Source organism: Actinokineospora fastidiosa (assembly GCF_014648415.1).
Classification (GTDB): Bacteria; Actinomycetota; Actinomycetes; order Mycobacteriales; family Pseudonocardiaceae; genus Actinokineospora; species Actinokineospora fastidiosa.
In genome coordinates this window covers 189,125-206,716 of the sequence record NZ_BMRB01000004.1, presented here as the reverse complement: position 1 = coordinate 206,716, position 17,592 = coordinate 189,125, and the positions used below count along the sequence as shown (strand labels likewise).

14 protein-coding genes are annotated in these 17,592 nt (G+C 74.4%); all 14 read right to left on the bottom strand.

Going from position 1 to position 17,592, the window contains the following annotated elements; translation table 11 throughout:
- Positions 1–185: 185 nt before the first annotated feature.
- From IEY98_RS23055 to IEY98_RS22990, 14 genes are read right to left on the bottom strand one after another with little or no spacing between them, the layout of a single operon-like run.
- Complete coding sequence (locus tag IEY98_RS23055) at positions 186–1,268, bottom strand: Gfo/Idh/MocA family protein (protein ID WP_189212703.1); 1,083 nt, start codon at positions 1,266–1,268, stop codon at positions 186–188.
- Positions 1,265–2,395 (bottom strand): cytochrome P450, encoded by a 1,131-nt coding sequence (locus IEY98_RS23050; RefSeq protein ID WP_189212702.1) that lies wholly within the window; start codon positions 2,393–2,395, stop codon positions 1,265–1,267. Before IEY98_RS23050 ends, IEY98_RS23055 begins: the two co-directional genes overlap by 4 nt.
- Positions 2,392–3,567 (bottom strand): cytochrome P450, encoded by a 1,176-nt coding sequence (locus IEY98_RS23045; RefSeq protein ID WP_189212701.1) that lies wholly within the window; start codon positions 3,565–3,567, stop codon positions 2,392–2,394. The genes IEY98_RS23050 and IEY98_RS23045 overlap by 4 nt, the downstream gene beginning before the upstream one ends.
- On the bottom strand, positions 3,564–4,163 hold the full coding sequence (locus tag IEY98_RS23040) for a class I SAM-dependent methyltransferase (protein ID WP_189212700.1): 600 nt from the start codon (positions 4,161–4,163) through the stop codon (positions 3,564–3,566). The genes IEY98_RS23045 and IEY98_RS23040 overlap by 4 nt, the downstream gene beginning before the upstream one ends.
- A complete protein-coding gene (locus tag IEY98_RS23035; RefSeq protein ID WP_189212699.1) occupies positions 4,163–4,681 on the bottom strand; it encodes a VOC family protein in 519 nt (172 codons plus the stop codon). Before IEY98_RS23035 ends, IEY98_RS23040 begins: the two co-directional genes overlap by 1 nt.
- Entirely contained in the window at positions 4,678–5,817 is a 1,140-nt protein-coding gene (locus IEY98_RS23030; RefSeq protein WP_189212698.1) for a cytochrome P450, read from the bottom strand. The genes IEY98_RS23035 and IEY98_RS23030 overlap by 4 nt, the downstream gene beginning before the upstream one ends.
- Complete coding sequence (locus tag IEY98_RS23025) at positions 5,814–7,037, bottom strand: cytochrome P450 family protein (protein WP_189212697.1); 1,224 nt, start codon at positions 7,035–7,037, stop codon at positions 5,814–5,816. Before IEY98_RS23025 ends, IEY98_RS23030 begins: the two co-directional genes overlap by 4 nt.
- 23 nt (positions 7,038–7,060) lie before the next feature.
- Positions 7,061–8,029 (bottom strand): lantibiotic dehydratase C-terminal domain-containing protein, encoded by a 969-nt coding sequence (locus IEY98_RS23020; RefSeq protein WP_189212696.1) that lies wholly within the window; start codon positions 8,027–8,029, stop codon positions 7,061–7,063.
- Positions 8,019–10,556 (bottom strand): lantibiotic dehydratase, encoded by a 2,538-nt coding sequence (locus tag IEY98_RS23015; protein WP_189212695.1) that lies wholly within the window; start codon positions 10,554–10,556, stop codon positions 8,019–8,021. The genes IEY98_RS23020 and IEY98_RS23015 overlap by 11 nt, the downstream gene beginning before the upstream one ends.
- The gene (locus IEY98_RS23010; RefSeq protein WP_189212694.1) at positions 10,553–11,953 is read right to left on the bottom strand and encodes a nitroreductase family protein; all 1,401 of its coding nucleotides are present in this window, start codon (positions 11,951–11,953) and stop codon (positions 10,553–10,555) included. Before IEY98_RS23010 ends, IEY98_RS23015 begins: the two co-directional genes overlap by 4 nt.
- Entirely contained in the window at positions 11,929–13,785 is a 1,857-nt protein-coding gene (locus IEY98_RS23005; protein WP_189212693.1) for a TOMM precursor leader peptide-binding protein, read from the bottom strand. Before IEY98_RS23005 ends, IEY98_RS23010 begins: the two co-directional genes overlap by 25 nt.
- Entirely contained in the window at positions 13,782–15,512 is a 1,731-nt protein-coding gene (locus IEY98_RS23000) for a hypothetical protein (protein ID WP_189212692.1), read from the bottom strand. Before IEY98_RS23000 ends, IEY98_RS23005 begins: the two co-directional genes overlap by 4 nt.
- Complete coding sequence (locus IEY98_RS22995; RefSeq protein ID WP_189212691.1) at positions 15,512–16,723, bottom strand: AMP-binding protein; 1,212 nt, start codon at positions 16,721–16,723, stop codon at positions 15,512–15,514. The genes IEY98_RS23000 and IEY98_RS22995 overlap by 1 nt, the downstream gene beginning before the upstream one ends.
- Positions 16,724–16,743: 20 nt before the next feature.
- Complete coding sequence (locus tag IEY98_RS22990) at positions 16,744–17,592, bottom strand: alpha/beta fold hydrolase (protein ID WP_189212690.1); 849 nt, start codon at positions 17,590–17,592, stop codon at positions 16,744–16,746.

The following is a 17,592-nucleotide window of genomic DNA, read 5'->3' as shown; positions in this document are numbered from 1 at the left end:
CCTAAAATTTTGATCTCCAAAGCGCCCCCAATGTCCCTCACGACGGTCCGGCCTGCCTCGGCGGCGGCCCGGCTTTCCCGAGTCTGCCACAAAGTCACGGACTCGTGGTTGGTTAACGCGGCCCTTACTCGATTGCCCTGCTTAGACCATTCGGTTACACCGTGTCAACCCGTACAGTGACCGGGTCACCGAGAAGAGTGGCGCCCTATCATCAATTCGGTGGGACGCGAAGCGTTACTCGGAGAATTACTCCACAAGGTGGGCCGCGGCCGCGCCCCGTCCTCGACCGCATGCGCCCCGCCCCCGGCTCGGATGTCGTCCAAGATGGACAGACCAAGCAGGCCAGCGCGCAGGTCGGGACGCCAGTCGGTCTCGCCGCGCACGGCCGAGGCGAAGCGGGCGACCAGCGCGGCGAACTGGTCGGCGGCGGGCAGGGTGCGCTCCTCGACGTGGTCCTGCCGCTCGATCCGCAGCACGGTGGGCAGGGTCGACGGCGGCGTGAACGCCCGCTCCAGCCGGATCCGCCCGGTGCTCCCCCACAGCTCGTAGCTCGCCCGGTAGGCGTGCTCGAAGCCGAAGGTGAGCTGCGCGCACACCCCGGCGCGGTCCCGCAGCAGCGCCGCGCCGCCGACGTCCACGCCGCGCCCGGGGTCCACCCGCAGGTGCGCCCCGCACACCTCCACCTGCTCCCCGAGGTACATCAGCGCCGCCTGCACGGGGTAGAACCCGACGTCGAGCAGGGCGCCGCCCGCGAGGTGCGCGGCGTAGCGGATGTCGTCGGCGGGCAGCGCGGGGATCGCCATGGCCGCGGTGACGACCCGGAGTTCGCCGATGGCGCCCGCGTCGACCAGGGTCCGCACGGCGGCGTGCTGGGGGTGCATGGCGAACATGCGGTTCTCCATCAGCACCAGCGACCGCTCGGCGGCCAGGTCCGCCAGCTCGCGGGCCTGCCGGGCGGTGGTCGCCATGGGCTTCTCCACCAGCACGTGCTTGCCTGCGGCGAGCGCCTTGGCGGACCACTCGGCGTGCAGGCCCGCGGGCAGGGGGACATAGACGGCGTCGACGTCGTCGCGGGCGAGCAGGCTGTCGTAGCCGGGCTCGGCCGCGCAGCCGAACGCCCCGGCCCACTCCCGCGCCCGGTCGCCGTCGCGGCAGGCCACGGCGACCAGCCGGGTGTCCGGACAGGCGGCGATCGCGGGCAGCGTCCTGCGACGGGCGACGGCGGCGCCGCCGAGCAGTCCGATCCGCAGCGGCTCCGGCACGGTCACCCGCCCGCCCCGGACCGTCCACTGTGGTCGTCCGCCCGGTACGGCAGCGCCCGCAGCACCTGCGAGAAGCCGTCGTCGTCGAGGGTGGGCGGGTCGACCCGCAGGTCGCGCTCGGCCAGCACGGCGAGCGCGGCGGCGATCTGCTTGCGCGCGCTGGTCGCGCCGAGGCAGTAGTGCGCGCCCTTGCCGAAGGTGATGGCGGTGTTGCGGCCGCGCACGGGGCAGAACTCGGCGGGCCGCTCGGTGTCCCGGTTGACCGCGACGATGTCGACCAGCACGGGCGTCCTCGGCTCCAGCCGCACGCCGAGGCACTCGCACACCTCGTTCGTCCACCCCGCGATGACGAGGAACGGCGGGGCGAGCCGCATGGCCTCCTCGGCGACCTGCGCGACCCCGACCTCGTCGGCGCGCACCGCGCGCAGCACGTCGTCCTGGCCGAAGAGCGCGTGGGCGGACACCCCCAGCCCGGTGGTCACCTGCGGCACGCCCGCGGCGAGCAGCTGCCCGATGGTCGCCACGTCCGACCACACCGACGCGCCCTCGTACGCGGCGAAGGCGCGCATCAGGGGCGTGTCGGCCAGCGGTTGGGTCATCACCGACCGCAGGTAGCGCATCGTCGCGTCGAACGCGGCGGCCGTGCGTGCTGGCAGGTCGAGCACTCCGAGGAAGCGCTGCCTGATCACGTGCATGACCACGTGGTAGGCCTTGGCGAGCCGGGGCCATTCGGCCTCGGGGAAGCCCATGAGCGCGAAGGTGCTGTCCAGGCAGTAGGGAGCGACGAACGCCGGGACCAGGTCCCCGCTGTCCGGCAGCCTGCCCGCCAGCCCCTCGGCGATGCGCGCGAAGACCGGCTCGAACGGCGCGATCGCCGCCGCGCTGTACACGCCGCGCAGCTGCCTGCCGAACACCGGGTGGTTCGCGCCCCGGTGGTACCAGAGCTCGAAGAACTGCGCCACGGTCGGCACGTCGTCCGGTCCGGGCAGCCCGACGCCGACGCGGTCGGGGTCGATCGCCATGCCGATGTGCGGATCGCGCAGCGCGATGTCGGCCAGCTCCTGGCTGCGGACGACCCACTGGCCGGTGTCCGCCCGCCGCTCCAGACCGTGCGGCAGCGTCTGCATGGTCACCTCATCTCCGTGGGCAGCGACACGAAGCCCCTGGTCATGAACTCCTCGAACAGCCGGGGCTCGGCCGAGGGCAGCACCCGGTCCGCCCTGGCCACGATCGCGGACAGCATGTGCCCCAGCGCCCGCCGCGACATGGCCGCGCCCAGGCAGGACGTCGCCCCGTGCCCGAAGGACAGGTGACGGCCGCTGGAGCGCACGGGCCGGGTGACGTCGAAGCGGTCCGGGTCGGGGAACTGCGCGCCGTCCCGGTTGGCCGAGCCGGTGAGGCAGACCAGCAGGCTGCCCGCCGGGACGCGCGTCCCGCCGAGCTCGGCGTCGACCCGGCTGAGCCTGCCGAGCGCCTGCGTCGATGAGTCGAACCGCAGGCCCTCCTCGACCGCGTTGGGGATCAGCCCGGGGTCCGCGCGCAGCAGGGCGTACTGGTCCGGCGCGGCCATCAGGGCGTTGAGCAGCGTGCTGAAGCTCAGCACCAGGCCCTGGTGGGTGACCATCGAGATCATCAGCCCGGTCCCGAGCACCAGTTCCAGGTGCGCGCGCAGGTCAGCGCCGGGGTGGGCGACCAGGTTGCCGACGAAGTCGTCCACCGGCTCGGCGACGCGGCTGACCGCCTGCTGGGCCAGCAGATGGCGGACGTCGCGCACCGCCGTCCGCGACGGCCCGCCGGTGTAGCCGCTCTCCGCCCACGCGGCGAACACCGGCAGGTCGGCCGGGGTGACCGCCATCAGGTCGGCGAGCAGCCGGGTGGTCAGCGGGATCGCGAAGTCGGCGACCAGGTCGGCGGCGGCGGGCAGGGCCGCCGCGGTCTCCCGGCAGTCCCGCTCGAACCGGGGCCACAGCGAGTCGACGAACGGCGTGCCCAGGGCGCGGCCGGTGGTCCGCCTGCCCGCGGCCCGCGCCGGGTCGTCGCCCGCTGGCGGCGCCTGCGGTGTCCGCCACGACGTCGCGCCGCGCAGGACCTCGGCCTGGAGCATCCGCAGGAACGGCTGGCCGACCGCGTCGAAGCGGGCCGCGTCGGAGAACACCGCGTGGCACTGCTCGTAGGTGGTGACGAACCAGGCGTCCCAGCGCTCGGACCGGTGCACGCCGCCGTCGGCCCGCAGCCGCGCGTACGCCGGGTACGGGTCGGGCAGCAGGCCCGCCAGGTCGAGCGGCTCGGTCCCCGCCGTGGTCATCGCCGGACCAGCCGGTACCAGGTCGGACCGGCGTCCGGCGTGCGGCGGACGCTGCCGGGGGTGGCCGACACCAGGTCCCAGTGGGGGCTGAAGGCGGTGTCGATCTCCCACTGCCGGACGCTCAGCGGGCCCTTGGTGAAGGCGTACAGGACCAGCGTCGCGCCCGGCGCTGCCAGTCCGGCGACGGCGGCGGCGTAGCGGGCCTTGGCCTCGTCGCGCAGGCTGTGCGCGCAGCCGAAGTCCAGCAGGAAGTCGTAACCGCCGGGCAGCGCGCCCACCGGGATGTCGAGCAGGTCGCACTGCACGAAGTCGACGTCCGCGCCCTGCTCCGCCGCCTTCCTGCGGGCCTTCTTCACCGCCTCCGCTGCGATGTCCACGCCGGTGACGGTCCACCCGTGCTGGGCGAGGTAGAGCGACTTGGTGCCGGTGCCGCAGCCGAGGTCGATCGCGCGGCCGGGGGTCAGCCGGTCGGGGCCCTCGATGAGCTCGACCAGCTCGGGCATCACGGGCTCGGCGTCCCAGGGCGTGTAGCCGACCTTGTAGGCCAGGTTGTACGACTTGGACACCAGCTTCGACGACTGGGGTGGCTTGGGCATCAGAGCCGCACCGGCCGGTCGTCGGAGCGGACGCTGTCCTTCAGCTCGGTCCACGTGCGGGCGCGGTCGGCCACCGTGGTGAGCACGACGACGTAGCCGTCGGGGTCGGTGGCCTCGACGTCGATGGTGTTCCAGGGGGTGGAGAGCGGGCCGTTCACCGTGCCCTGCGGCAGCGCGGCGAGGCGGTCGGCGATCTCGCGCATGGTGGCCTCGGTCTCGGCGTTGACGGTGAAGCTGAGCCGCACGCCCTTGCCGAGCGGGCCGGTCAGCGGCTCGCGGGCCGGGCGCAGCAGCATGTCGCGGTACTGGGCGCGGCGCAGGTGGATGACGGCGAGCTGGCCGTCCGGGCCGGTGAGCTGCTTCTCCACCCAGAACCCCAGTCCCTCGGTGTACCACTGCAGCGACTTCTCCAGGTCGCTGACGAGCAGCACGGCGAAGTTGGGCATGTCGGGGATGTCGTCGAAGCCGACGCCCTCGGGGGCGGCCTCGTGGCTGGGGTGGTTGGCGTGGGTCGTCACGATTCCTCCTGGAGGGTGTATGGCACGGCGCGGACTTCCTTGAGGTTGTTGTGCGTGTCGATCCGCACGGCCGAGGGGTCGAGCGCCACCGGCCGCCGGACCAGCTCGCGCAGCCCGGTCGCCACCTGGAGCCGGGCGCTGTTGGCGCCCAGGCAGTAGTGCGTGCCCCGGCCGAAGGTCAGCACCGCGCTGGGCCGCACCGGGCAGCCGTGCGCGGGGTCGGCTGCGGGCGCCTCGGCGAGGTTGACCGCCGCGGTGTCGATCGCCACGACGGTGCCGGGGTCGAGCCGCACGCCCAGGCAGTCGCAGGGTTCGCGGACGAACCGGAAGATGTTGCCGAACGGCGGCTGCTGGCGCATCACCTCCTCGGCGACCTGCCCGGCGTCGGCGTCGCCGTCGCGCAGCCGCCCGGGCAGCGCCGGGTCGCGCCAGATCTCCCGGACCGCGACGGCCGACGCGGTGATCATCGGCTCGATGCCCGCCATGAGCAGCTGGCCGACGAGCGCGGCGATCGGCCAGGTCCCGGTGTCCATCGTGGACAGCGTTCGGGCGGCGTCGAGGAACGGGGAGCTGCCGTCGGCGAGCAGCCGGTCGGTCAGCGACTTCAGGTACCGCATCACCGTCTCGAACGCGCGCACCTCGGCGGCGCTGTGCTCGGTGACGCCCAGCAGCTGCTGCTTGAACAGGTGGATGACGAGCTTGGCGACCTTGGTCAGGTTCGGCCAGTCGCCCTCGGGGACGCCGAGCATGGCGAACGTGCTGGTGGTCAGGTACGGGCCGAAGTAGTCCCTGGCGAGGTCGCCGCGCGCGGGCAGCGCCGCGGCGTGCCGGGCGGCCAGCGCGGTGAACCGGTCGGCGCACTCCGCGGCGGAGCGGGCGGTGAAGACCTTGCGCAGCTCGGTGTTGAACGGCGTGTAGTTGTCGTTGACCGTGTACCACAGCTCGAAGAACTGCACGATCGTCGGCGCGCCGTCCTCGGCGGGCATCAGCCGGGCCATGGACTCCTTGCTGCGGTCGACCCCGGTGATGATGTGCGGGTCGCGCAGCGCGATGTCGGCCAGCTCCGGGGTGAGCACCTTGAGCCGCGACCGGGTGTCGTCCCAGCGCAGGCCCGGCGGCATGGTCGGCGCGTTCACGGCAGCACCGGCAGCGCGCGCGGGTAGAAGGTGAACAGGTTGCTGCTCAGCACGACGTCGTCCAGGTCGCCGTCGAAGCGCAGGTCGGGGAAGCGGGCGAACAGCCGCTGGAAGCCCTCCTGCATCTCGGCCCTGGCCAGCGCCGCGCCCAGGCAGTAGTGCGGGCCGCTGCCGAAGGCGAGCTGGCGGGCCGCCTGCGCGCGGGCGATGTCGAAGTCCTCGGAGTCCGCGCCGAACACGGCCTCGTCCCGGTTGCCCGAGCCGAGGGAGACGAACACCGTCGACCCCGACGGGATCGTGACGCCGCCCAGCTCGATGTCCTCGGTGGCGAACTTGGCCACGGCGAACCCGGTGCCCATCTGCGCCCAGCGCAGGATCTCCTCGACCGCGGTGCCGATCAGCGCGGGGTTCGCCTTGAGCCTGGCCAGCTGCTCGGGGTTGCGGAACAGGGCGTAGAAGCCGTTGCCGAACTGCACGGCGGTGCTCTCGTAGCCCGCCATCAGCAGCAGGATGACCGTGGACACCAGCTCCTCGTTGGACAGCTGGGTGTCATCGTCGTCGTGCAGGCCGATCAGCGTGCTCAGCAGGTCGTCGCCGAGGTCCTTGCGCTTGCGGACGATGAGCCCGATCGCGTAGCGGCCGATGCCCTGCAGCGCCTCGCCGAACGCGGCGAAGCCGGACTGCATGTCCCTGCGGGTCAGCTTGGCGGCCAGCTCGGTGAACTCCGGGCGGCCGCTCTCGTCGATGCCCAGCAGCTCGGCGATCACCCGGATCGGCAGCTGGTAGGCGAAGTCGGCCATCAGGTCGAAGCCGCCGCCCCTGGCCTGGATCTCGTCGAGCACGTCCTCGGTGTGCTGGGCGATGCGCGGGCGCATGGCGTCGGCCTGCCGCTGGGTGAACGCCTTGTTGACGATGCGCCGCCAGCGGGTGTGGCCGGGCGGCATGGAGATGGAGCCGCCGAAGGTGAACACCGGGCTGGAGCGGTCGGCGGCGAAGCCGGTGTCGACCCTGGCCGCGCCCTCCTGGTTGATCGACCGGCTGAAGCGGGCGTCGGTGAGCGCGGCGCGCACGTCGTCGTACCTGGTCACCAGCCAGGCGGGGTCGCCGCTGGCCAGCTTGACCCTGGCCACCGGCTGGTTCGCCCTGATCCAGGCGAACTCCTCGGGCATGGCGAACGGGCACTTGCGCTCGAACGGGTACGTCTTGCTTGTCAGGTCCACTCGCGTCTCCTACGTCGGTCGGCTCAGCTCGCGCCGAGCCGCTGCTCCCGGTGTTCCCGCACAGCGCCCGGCAGGTCGTCGGCCGGGGTGGCGCCCGCGCACTCGCTCAGCACGTGGTGGCCGAGGAAGCCGAGGAAGGACTCGTGCTCGGGGATCAGGCCGAGCCGGTTGTTGTGGGTGTGCAGGTAGCTGACGAGCAGCACCTGCTCGCGCCGCTCGCGCGGGGCGTCGGCGCCCGCGAGGGTCACCGCGTCGAGCACGTCGTCGTCGACCGCGGCCCACGTGTCGCGCACGGCGTCGTGGAACGGGTCGCCGTCGAGCCGGGCCTCCAGCACGCTCTCGGCGTGCGCGCGCATCACGGGGGCGCGGGCCTCGAGCAGGGCGGGCCAGGCGTCGAGGAACTGGTCGAAGGTGTACGGCGCCCAGAGCAGGCAGTAGTGCCGGAAGAACGCCGCCATCTGCGCAGGCGTGCGGCCCGCGGCGAGCAGCCCGCGCAGCATCATGGAGAAGCCCGCGCCCAGCCGCCTGCCGGAGTTGCCCGCCGCGGCGCTCAGCGTGCCGAGGACGACCTCGCTGCTGGCGTGGAAGAACCGCTCGGCGGCGCGCACCCCGCGCTCCCCGCCGTACTTGTGCAGTTCGGGGGTGTACCGGGCCGGGCGGATGGTGTCGGCGGGCAGGACGTCGTCGACCCGCTCGTCCTCCAGCGCGGCCATGGTCGGCTGGGCGGCGCGGAACTCGTCGGCGTCGAAGTCCGCGCCGCTGGGGTGCTCGGCGAGGTAGGCGGCGAGCTTGCCGGTGACCGCGTCGAGGGTGTCGGCGTCGGTGCGCATGCGCAGCCGGATGTGGTGGCCGCCCTGCCAGTAGCGCAGGAAGAACCAGGCGGGGACGGCGTCGCGGAGGTCGGCCAGCACCGGGGCGACGGCCTCGACCAGGAACTCGTCCTGCAGCCCGTACCGGTGGATGTGCACGCTGCGCCACGGCTCAGCCGACATGGGCGTCTCCCTCCAGGTTGTACTCCACGAAGAACTCCTCGGCGGGGTGCTCGGCGGGCTCGGGCAGGCACTCGTGGAACACGACGTCGCCGTCCCTGGCCTGCTTGGCGAGCACGTGCAGCAGGAACGGGTTGCGGCTGTCGAGGTAGTGCGGCTTGTGCAGGCGCGCGCTGCGGGCCTCCAGCGCCCACTGGCGGGTCTCGGCGAGGAAGTCCCGCTCGCCGTCGGCGACCGGCCGGGGCGCGTGCACGCGGAAGAACGTGTGCCTGGGCAGGCCGTGCTCGCGCCGCCAGCGGTCGAACGCGGTGACCGCGCCGAGGTCCTGGCGCTCCAGGCCGTCGCGGTCGGGCAGGTCGGCGGCGCGGAACCGCCAGGAGCGGCGGTCCAGCACGAGGTCGCCGAGCAGGACCCGGGGCCGGTGCCCGGTCGACGGGCGCACCCGGTCGAGCTGGTCCCACAGCCCGCCCCGGTAGGTGCGGGTCGGGGCGAAGGCGCAGAGGAACCGGTACAGCATGGGCGCGGCGGCCGGGTAGAGGAAGTTCAGCGGCACCAGGTCGATCGGCTGTCCGTCCTTTGTGGAGATCAGGGTGAGGCGGCGGGTCGCGCGGTCGGCGGTGACGACCAGGTCAGCCAGGGTCAGCGTGTGCTCGGCGCCCGGCAGCGGCACCGACCCCGGGTAGACCAGCTCGTGCGGGCTGAGGCGGGGGTGGAGGTTGAAGTTGAGGCCCAGCGCCGCGGTGATGTCGGTCTGGCGGGGCGCGGTGGCCGCGATGTGCTCGCGCAGCGCGGTCCGCATGTTCCAGCCGTCGCCGGTCTCCAGGAGGTCGCAGTAGCGGGAGAAGAACACGCCGTGCCCGGTGGTGACCCCGTTGACGACCACCTTGTCGCCGATCTGGACCCGGTAGGCCGCCGAGCGCCATGGGACGACGGTCGCGGGCAGCGCGTCGGCGTAGGCCGCCAGCGCGGCCGGGTCGATGCGCAGGTCCTCGGGCTGCTCGCGGAGGAAGGTGAAGAACTCCGCGCGCAGGTCGCGGACCCGGTCGGACGCCGGGTCGCCGACCCCGCACATGACCGCGCTGGCCTCCTTCGGCGTGAGCGCGGAGAAGGCGCGGTACAGCTCCAGCAGCGGCACGCCCGCGTGGTCCTCGCCGTAGTGGCGGGCGAAGAACGCGTAGAGGCCCAGCTTCTCGATGGTGGCGTCGTCGAGCACGGGCACGATGCGCTGGAACAGGGCGAAGTGCTCGCGGTTGGCCGTCAGGAGCGCGGGCCGCCAGGTGGCCGCCGCTGCCCGGGTGCCGACGTCCTCGTACATCGCCGCGCGCATCGCCTCCCTGGCGGGCGGCGGGCAGCCGAGGATGTCGACGAAGCGCTGGACGAGGGCGCGCAGGTCGGCGAGCAGCCCGGTGCGCCGCTCGGCGTCGGCGTCGGCGTAGCGGTCCTCGATGTCGCGCAGGCCCTCGTACACCTCCGCGCAGCGCACGGCCTGCTCCGTGCCCGCGGCGCGGAGCACGCGGGCGGCGGCGTCGGCCTGGGTGGTCAGCTGGTCGGGGAAGCCGAGGCCGCGGTGGCAGAGGCCGAGCTTGACGAGCTGGTCGATCGTGTTCTGCGCGCCTTCGCGGTCGAGACCCGCCTCGATGAGGCGATCACGGAGGTCGCGCACGGTGCGGTCGTGCTCGCCGAGCAGCGTCCGCAGGAGGCCGACCAGGGCGGAGTTGCGCGCGGTGACGATCCGGTCGGGGGTGAAGCCGTCGTCGGCGCCCTCCAGCGGCCTGCGGGCGAACACCGCCTGGTCGCCGTCGATCAGCAGGGAGTTGTTGATGCGCACGCGGAGCACGTCGTCCGCGCAGTCGAGGCGGTGCAGCTGGTGGGCCATCCAGGCGAGCAGGCCCACGCTCAGCCGGGTCATGGCGACCCGTTCGCCCCGGCCCTCGCCCGGGGCGAACGGGTGCGCGCCGATCTCGGTGAACGAGCCGAACGGCGACGGTTTGAACGCCACCCGGTAGGCGAAGCTGGTGATCGTGCTCTCGGCCCTGCGCCGCCTGCTCGGCTTGCGCGAGGTGTCGAACGGGTCGGCGGCGTAGGCGCGCACCTCGCGGTGGACGTCCTCGCCGGACAGCTGCACGCCGCGCTGGAAGTCCTCGCCGAGCGCGACGTCGGCCAGCGTCTTGCGGGCGGCGTCGAGGTCCTCGGCGTAGGCGGCGGCGACGGCGTCGGCGTGCCGCAGCGACTCGGCCTGCCGCGCGGTCCACTCGCGCAGCAGCGCGGCGGTGCCGGGGGGCAGCGGGTCGTCGGGCGGGCTGGGCACGCGTCCGTTGTGGACGTCGCGCCGGACCTTCAGCCAGGCGCGGCGGCGGTCGGCGGGCAGCGCGGGGATGAGGGCGTGCAGCGCGTCGGACAGGCGCTCGCGCAGGTCGTCGGGCTCGGCGGTCTCCGCGAGCAGGGCCCAGGTGCGCTCCGGGACGACGCCGGACAGCGCGGCGGGGCCCAGCGTGCCCCGCCGGAACAGGACGTAGGGGCTGAAGCTCATCGCGGCATCACCGTCACCTCCACGTACGGCGCCGGGCGCGCGGCGCCGACGGAGATCTGGGCGTGGGCGCCGCGGCCGGTGCCGGTGAGGCCGTAGGCGCGGTCCACCGCCGGGGTGTCGAAGCCCAGGACGGGGTGGCTGCCCAGACCCAGCGCCGCTGCGGCCGAGACGACCGCGTCGACCGCCGCGCCGACGGCCAGCTGCTGCTCCCGGTAGCCGCGCTCGCCCCGCCCGGCCGCGCGGTGGTCGGTGGCGGCCACGACGTGCACGGTGAACGCGGCGAGGTCGACGTTGTAGGTCTCGGCGAACAGTGCCGCCTGCAGGACCCGGCCGGTGTCGCCGGGGACGCCGACGAGGTCGCGGCCGTACCAGCCGGGTTCGACGCCGTCCACGTTGTGCACGGCGCAGCGCACGTCCACGTCCTGGCCGAGCAGGCCGTGGCCGCTCCACCTGAGCAGGTCGAGCGCGGCGGTGGCCTCGTCGAGCACCCGGGTCAGCGCCGCCCTGGCGACCGCCCGCCCGGTGAACAGCCTGCCGTTGGAGGTCCGGCGCAGCAGCGCGGCGGCGTCCACCGGCGGGACGGCCGGGGCCGGTCCCCTGCGGTCCGGCACGGGCAGCGGCGGTGTGTGCTGGTAGGCGGCCCGGCGCAGGGCGTCGAAGCGGTCGGAGACCGGCACCGGGAGCCTGCGGTCCACCGTGGTCGGCGGATCGCACGCCGGTCGCGGGACGGGCTCGGCGCAGGTGGCCCGGCCCAGGCCGAGGACGGCCAGCGCGGTCTCCTCCGCGCCGTCCAGGCCGAGCAGGGCGTTCAGCCGCTCGTCGGCGAAGTCCAGGCACAGCTCGGTGTGGCCGAAGGCGGCCTGGCCGAGGCGCACGGCGCGGCCGACGGCGACGCCCGCGTCGACCGCGCCGAGGCGGGCGGCGAAGTCGCCGTACTTGAAGTAGTTCTTGCCCGGCCGGTTGGCCAGCACCAGCGCCACCGAAGCGGTGCCAGCTGGCACGGGCCGGTGCAGGTCGACGAGGTCGTGCCGGTACGGGTCGTAGTGGTAGGCGCGCTGGTCGCGCAGCACGTACACCTCGGTCGGGTACATGCCGCCGCCGGAGGGGATCGGGCGGCGGGTGAGGTAGCGCGGCGCGGCGGGCGCCGGGTCGCGCGGGGTCGGCGGCCGCCCGCCCGCCGGGTCGAACCGCACCCGGGTGACGCCGAAGCCGAGCCAGAGCAGCCGCCCGAGCGGGTCGGCCGTGCCCAGCGGGACCCGGTCGGCGTCGGCGTAGACCTTGACCGGCCACGGCGCGCGGTCCCAGTCGACGCGCCAGTCCGCCGGGTTGACGTCCTTCGGCGTCTCGCGCAGCGCGGCGGTGAAGCCGTCGATCACGGGAACGGATGGGGAACGCATCCGACCTCCTCCCCGTCGGCGAGCCCGGAGCGGTACGGCACGCCCGTGCCCTCGGTCAGCCTCGGCAGCCCGACGGTGCGGCGGTTGCGGTGGCCGAACGTCATCGGCACCGCGCCGGGCACCAGCACCCGCACACAGGCCAGGCCGGTGCGGCGCAGCTCGGGCATCGTCTGGTCGACCACCAGCACGTCGAGGCCCGCCGCGAGCACCCCGGACACCGCGAGGTCGAGGTCGGCGCGCAGGTCGTCCCCGGTGGTGACCAAGGCGGGCACGTCGGCCAGCGCGACGCGGTCGTGGTCGCCGTCGAGCAGGAACGCGTACCGCTCGCGGGCCTCGGGCAGGGCGCCGACCAGGGAGTGGTCCTCCATGCGGGTGATCAGCCCCGGGTCGGCGAGCATCGCGAGGCCGTCGGGGCGTCTGCGCGGGTAGCTGTGCTGGGTGGCCATGACGCTGCCGATCAGCTCGTGCAGCCCGCCCGCGATGGCCTGTGCGGGGTCGGGGTGAGCGCCAGCGCCTGCGAGCACCCTCGGCCCGTCGTCGGCGGTGTTCTCCGCGACCAGCCAGAACGTCGGCATCCCGTATTCCATCGTGGACTGAAACGCGCGGAAGCCGAACCCGGTGAACAGCCGCGCCTTGCGCACCAGCGCCTGAACGGACTCCGGCGCGGTGGCCAGGTCGACCTCGGGCAGGGTGAGGCGGCGGTACCAGGTGAGCAGGAAGGAGTCGCGCTCGGCGACCTCCCGCAGGCCGTGCAGGACGGCCTCCTCGACGGAGTTGCCCAGGGCGCAGCCGTTGGAGGTGTCGTAGACGAAGGCGGTCTCGCCGTCGTGGCGCGGCCCCCAGAAGGCGGCCCGCTCCGGGACGAGCACCCGGTCGCGCCTGCGGAAGGAGTACGCCCACACCCAGTCGACCACGGTGTCGGGGTGGAACTCGCGGTAGCGGAAGCCGGGCAGGCGGTAGGACTCGCGCGGGTGCGTGCCCAGGTCGAGCGGGTGCACGGCGGTGTCGGCGACCTCGCGGTAGGCCGCGCGGACCGGCGCGCGCCTGCCGCCGCGGTGCAGCCCGGCGTAGCGTTCGAGCCCTTCGAGGACGGCGATGGTGCGGCTGCCCCGGTACGTGCGGCCGCGTCCGATGGCCGGTTCGCGCCTGCCCCACCGGGTGGACAGCTCGACCGAGCAGGCGCCGATCGGGCTCTGCAGGTCCTGGCGGACCTCGGTGAACAGGCCCAGCCCGCTGAACAGGTACTCCCGCTCCACGGTCTCGGCGTCCAGCTCGGCCGTGCGCAGGGTGGTGGGGGCGAGCTTGGTCAGCGGCGCGTCGGTGAACGCGGGCACGGTGTCCGAGGTGGTCACGCCGCAGCTGGGGCAGGTGGAGTCGGCGAGCAGATTGCGGCGCTCCGCGGTCCCGTTCTGGCCGTCGACGACGATGACGGACCCGTCGTCGGTGGCGGCGCGGACGTAGGCCTCGACCATGCCGAGCACGGCGGGGCCGAGCACGCAGACGTCGATGTCCCTCGGCACGGCCTCGGCGAGCGCGTCGCCTGCGAAGTCCGGGCCGAACGGCGAGTTGGCCGTGCGGGTGACCAGGCAGTGCGGGCAGCCCGCCGTGCCGGGGCGCCAGTACGGTCCGATGTAGACGAACGAGCGCCAGGTCCCGACGAACAGCAGCGGCCTGCCGGTGCCCAGGCACTCGACGATGGTGTCGTTGTGCTCGGCGAGCCGGTCCAGCTCGGCGACCAGGACCAGCGCGGGCACGTCGCGGAGGCGGGCGGCCAGGTGCGCGGCCAGGAAGCCGTCGCCGATGACGGTGGTGGGCGTCAGCTGGGCGGTCACCGGCCCACCCCCGGCAGCCGGACGCCCACGACGGCGGCGTCCGCGCCCAGGAACGGGACGAGCCGGGCCAGGTCGACCGGCTCGACGTCGCCGGTCAGCCACTCGGGCGGGGCGAGGTGGGCGGTGTGCCCGTCGGAGCCCGCGGTCACCGCGTGCAGCAGGGCGCTGCGGACGGCGTGGTCGTCGTCGACGCCGATGGCGGTGGCGACCTCGAAGTCGGTGGTGCGGACCCGGGCGCGCACCAGTCCCCCGGCCAGCGGCTCGACCGAGGTGGCGCACCACGGCCGCCCCTCGGCGCGCAGGGTCTCGGCGAGGAAGTCCCCGACCGGGTGATCGGTGTCCGCGGCGGGCCGCCAGGACAGCGACGTGGGCGGCAGGGCGGCGGCAGCGGTCAGCCGAGCCCGGTAGACCGCCTCGTCCCACGTCCACCCGGCCCCGACGGCGAACCCGTCGACCGGCTCCCCCAGCACCTCGGCGGTGCGCCGGACAAGCCACTCGACGGCGAACAGGACGGCCTGGTTGCGCGCCTCCCGGGCGGCGAGCGCCCGGCAGACGACCAGCCGGGTGTCGGGCGCGGACGCGGTGCTCGCCGGATCGGCCACCAGGCAGCTGCTGGCCGACACCGGCACCTGCTCCAGGCCGCCCTCGCCGAGCGAGTGCAGCGGCCCGGCCACCTGGTCGGTCCACGCGGTCGTCACGGCCACGATCCGGTCGGACACCGCGATCGACTCGGCCGAGTCGGTCGACGCCGCGATATCCGGCCGCACCGCCTCCACCCGCGTCGGCCGCGCGGCGTGGTCGGCGGGCCGGGGGTGCCTGCCGCACAGGGGGTGCCTGCGGCCGGTGTGGCTGCGCACCGCGGGGGCCACCGGTTCGACCGAGGTCACCGTGTCCGCGGTCGGCAGGGTGATGTCCGCGAGCCTGGCGAACGTGTGCTGCGCCAGGTGCAGCGCGCCGATCGTGGCGGGAGCGGCGGCGGGCGGGTGGTCCGCGGCCGAGACCGCGACCGGGACGGCGATCGAACGGTGCACGCACTCCCAGCACCAGTCGCGGCCCACGCCAGGCGGGACGGCGACGACGTACTCGCCGCACCGGCCCAGCACGCCGACCGGGGCCGTGACCGGCACGTCGGCGGCCGCGGGACTGTCCTTGTCCGTCGCCACCAGTACGACGTCGGCGTCGGCGACCGTGCCGAGTTCCCAGCGGAAGCCCGGGTCGGTCGCGCCCAGTTCGGCGACCAGGTCCGGCGCGTCCGCGTCGGCCGACTCCACCCGCACGCGGGCCAGGCCGAACTCCGCGAGCGCGCTCAGCAGGCCGCGCAGGGCGACGCCGTCGCCCACGCACCCGATCAGCGCCGAGCGGGCCTTGAGGAACCGGGCCACGGGGCGGTCGGCGTGGTGGTCGAGGAACGCCAGGTGCGCCGCGTAGCGCTCGGACATCCAGGCGGGCACCGGCTCGGGGTCGTGCCGGACCTCGCGGAGGAAGCCGTTGCCCGCCAGCGTGTCGACCAGCCGGGACACCGAGGTGCGGGCGTTCTCCGGCAGCCCGGCGCAGATGTCGGCGACCGTGCGCCTGCCATCGAGGTTGGCGAAGACCGCGCCCACCAGCTCGTAGGCGCTCGCGCCCCGGATGGAGAACGAGCCGATGTTGTTGCGCAGCCAGACGCCGTCGTCGTGGCGGACGTAGAAGGCGTCGGCGCGGACGGAGAACCGTCGTTCGTCGATCATCACAGCTTCCCGTTGGCGCTGTAGGCGGCCAGGGCCGCGGACTCGGGCACGCACTCGACGCGGGTCGGGCGTTCGGGCTCGGGCAGGGCGGCGCAGTGGGCGCGGACCTCGGCCTCCCCGACCCGGCCGACCACCTTGGCCACCAGGTGTTCGAGGCCGTTGTCCGGCCGCTGGACCAGCACGCGGACGTCCGCGACGCCGTCGAGGGCCAGCAGGTGCCGCTCGATGGCGCGCGGGTACACCAGCACGCCCCGCAGCTTCTCCCCGCCGTCGACCCTGCCCTCCAGGCACAGGTTCCCGTCGGCGTCGAAGCGCGCGTAGTCGGTGCCGGTCACGTAGCCGGGGTTGGGGGTCACGCCCTCCCCCGGCCGCCAGACGTACCGGCAGCAGTCGGGACCGGCCACGGCGACCGCGCCCACCCCGTGCTCGTCGGCGTCGGCGAGCCAGACGGCCTTGCCCGGGATCGGCGGTCCGACGTGCCGGTTGTGGCCGGGGTCGTGGTCGACCGCGATGGCGCCGGTCTCCGCGGTCCCGTACAGGTTGGCCACCTCGGCCCCGGCGAAGCGCGACCGGATCAGGTCGACCCGGGTGGCGCTGAGGTGGCCGCCACCGAGGAACAGCCGGGCGCGGCGCATGTCCACCGGCGCGGTCATGCCCAGGCACGCCGCCGCGGCGAGCGCGGGCACGCCCAGGACGAACACCTCGTCCCGGGCGGCAGCGGCGACCACCGGCTCCCAGTCCTGCGCCGGGAAGACCACGAGATCCCTGCGCAGCAGCAGGCTCGGCAGCAGCGTCATGAAGAACGCCGCCGAGAACTGCAGCGGCAGGCAGGTCGCCAGCACGGGCGGCAGACCGCCGGGGAACATGGCCTGCTCGTAGTGCAGGGCTACCAGCTCCCAGGAGTCGGCGTGCCCGACGGCCAGCTTGGGGACGCCCGAGCTGCCCGAGGTCGCGACTGCCCACAGAGGACGATCCTCGCGCACCGGGCACTCCACGGCGGACAGCCCGGGCAGCAGCTCCCTGCCCTTCATGCCCGACGCCCACACCAGGACGGTGTCGGGGACGGTGGCCACGGCCAGCAGGGACGCGATCGCGTCCAGCCCGCCCGCGGGGTCCACCGCGTACGCCGAGCCCGGCTCGACCAGCCGCGACCGGTCCCGGCCCGTGCGCAGCAGCGCGTCCCACGTGGCGAACTCCGTCCCCCACCGCACGCCGCGGTCCCCGCCCGGGGCTAGGAAACGAGTGAACGCTGGGCGGCCCATGCTCCCCATCCTTCGATCGTCGTGGGACGGTCCGGCATGGCCTCGTCGGGCGCGAGGCCCATGCCCCTGAGGTAGGTCACGACCGTCACGGTCTCCAGCGAGTCCAGCGCCCGCCCCGCGTCGCGCTCCTGCAGCAGGTTCCCGAGGTCCGACCGCAGCCAGAACGCCTCGACGGCCCGGGTGAACGCCTCCGGCGCGTCGTGGCTGGCGATGTGGCCCGCGCCGTCGAGCACCTGCCCGCGCACCCGGGGGCCGAACGCGCCCGCGCGCTCGGCCGCCTCCCGCTCCACCGACTTGTGCGAGCCGTTGACCAGCAGCACGTCGGCGGCCAGCGCCCCGAGCCGGGCGCCGGTGACCAGCTCGGCGGGCGCCGCCGCCGCGCCGAACACCGCGAGCGTGCGGCGCCAGCGGGGCGTGTGCAGGCGGTCGTACTCGGCGGCGAGCTCCGGGCTGGCCTCCACCAGACGCGGGAAGCCCTCCAGCAGCCGCAGGAAGGTCTCCCGGTCCAGGTCGGGGGCGAAGCCGGTCAGCGCGAGCGACGACACCAGCTCCGGGTGCTCGGCGGCGAGCCGCACCGCGACCGGCCCGCCCAGGTACGACGCGGCCACCACCCGGCCCGGCCCGAACCGCGACACCAGCGCCCGCACGTACCCGTACGCCTGGTCGAGGTAGTCCTCCGCAGCGTCGAGCGGGCAGCGGCCGTGGCCGGGCAGGTCGACGGGAACCACGCGGTGGCGGTCCCGCCACGCGGTGATCTGGTGGCCGAAGTGGCCGTACGCCGTGCCGAGCAGCCCGTGCAGGACGTAGACGGTGGCCAT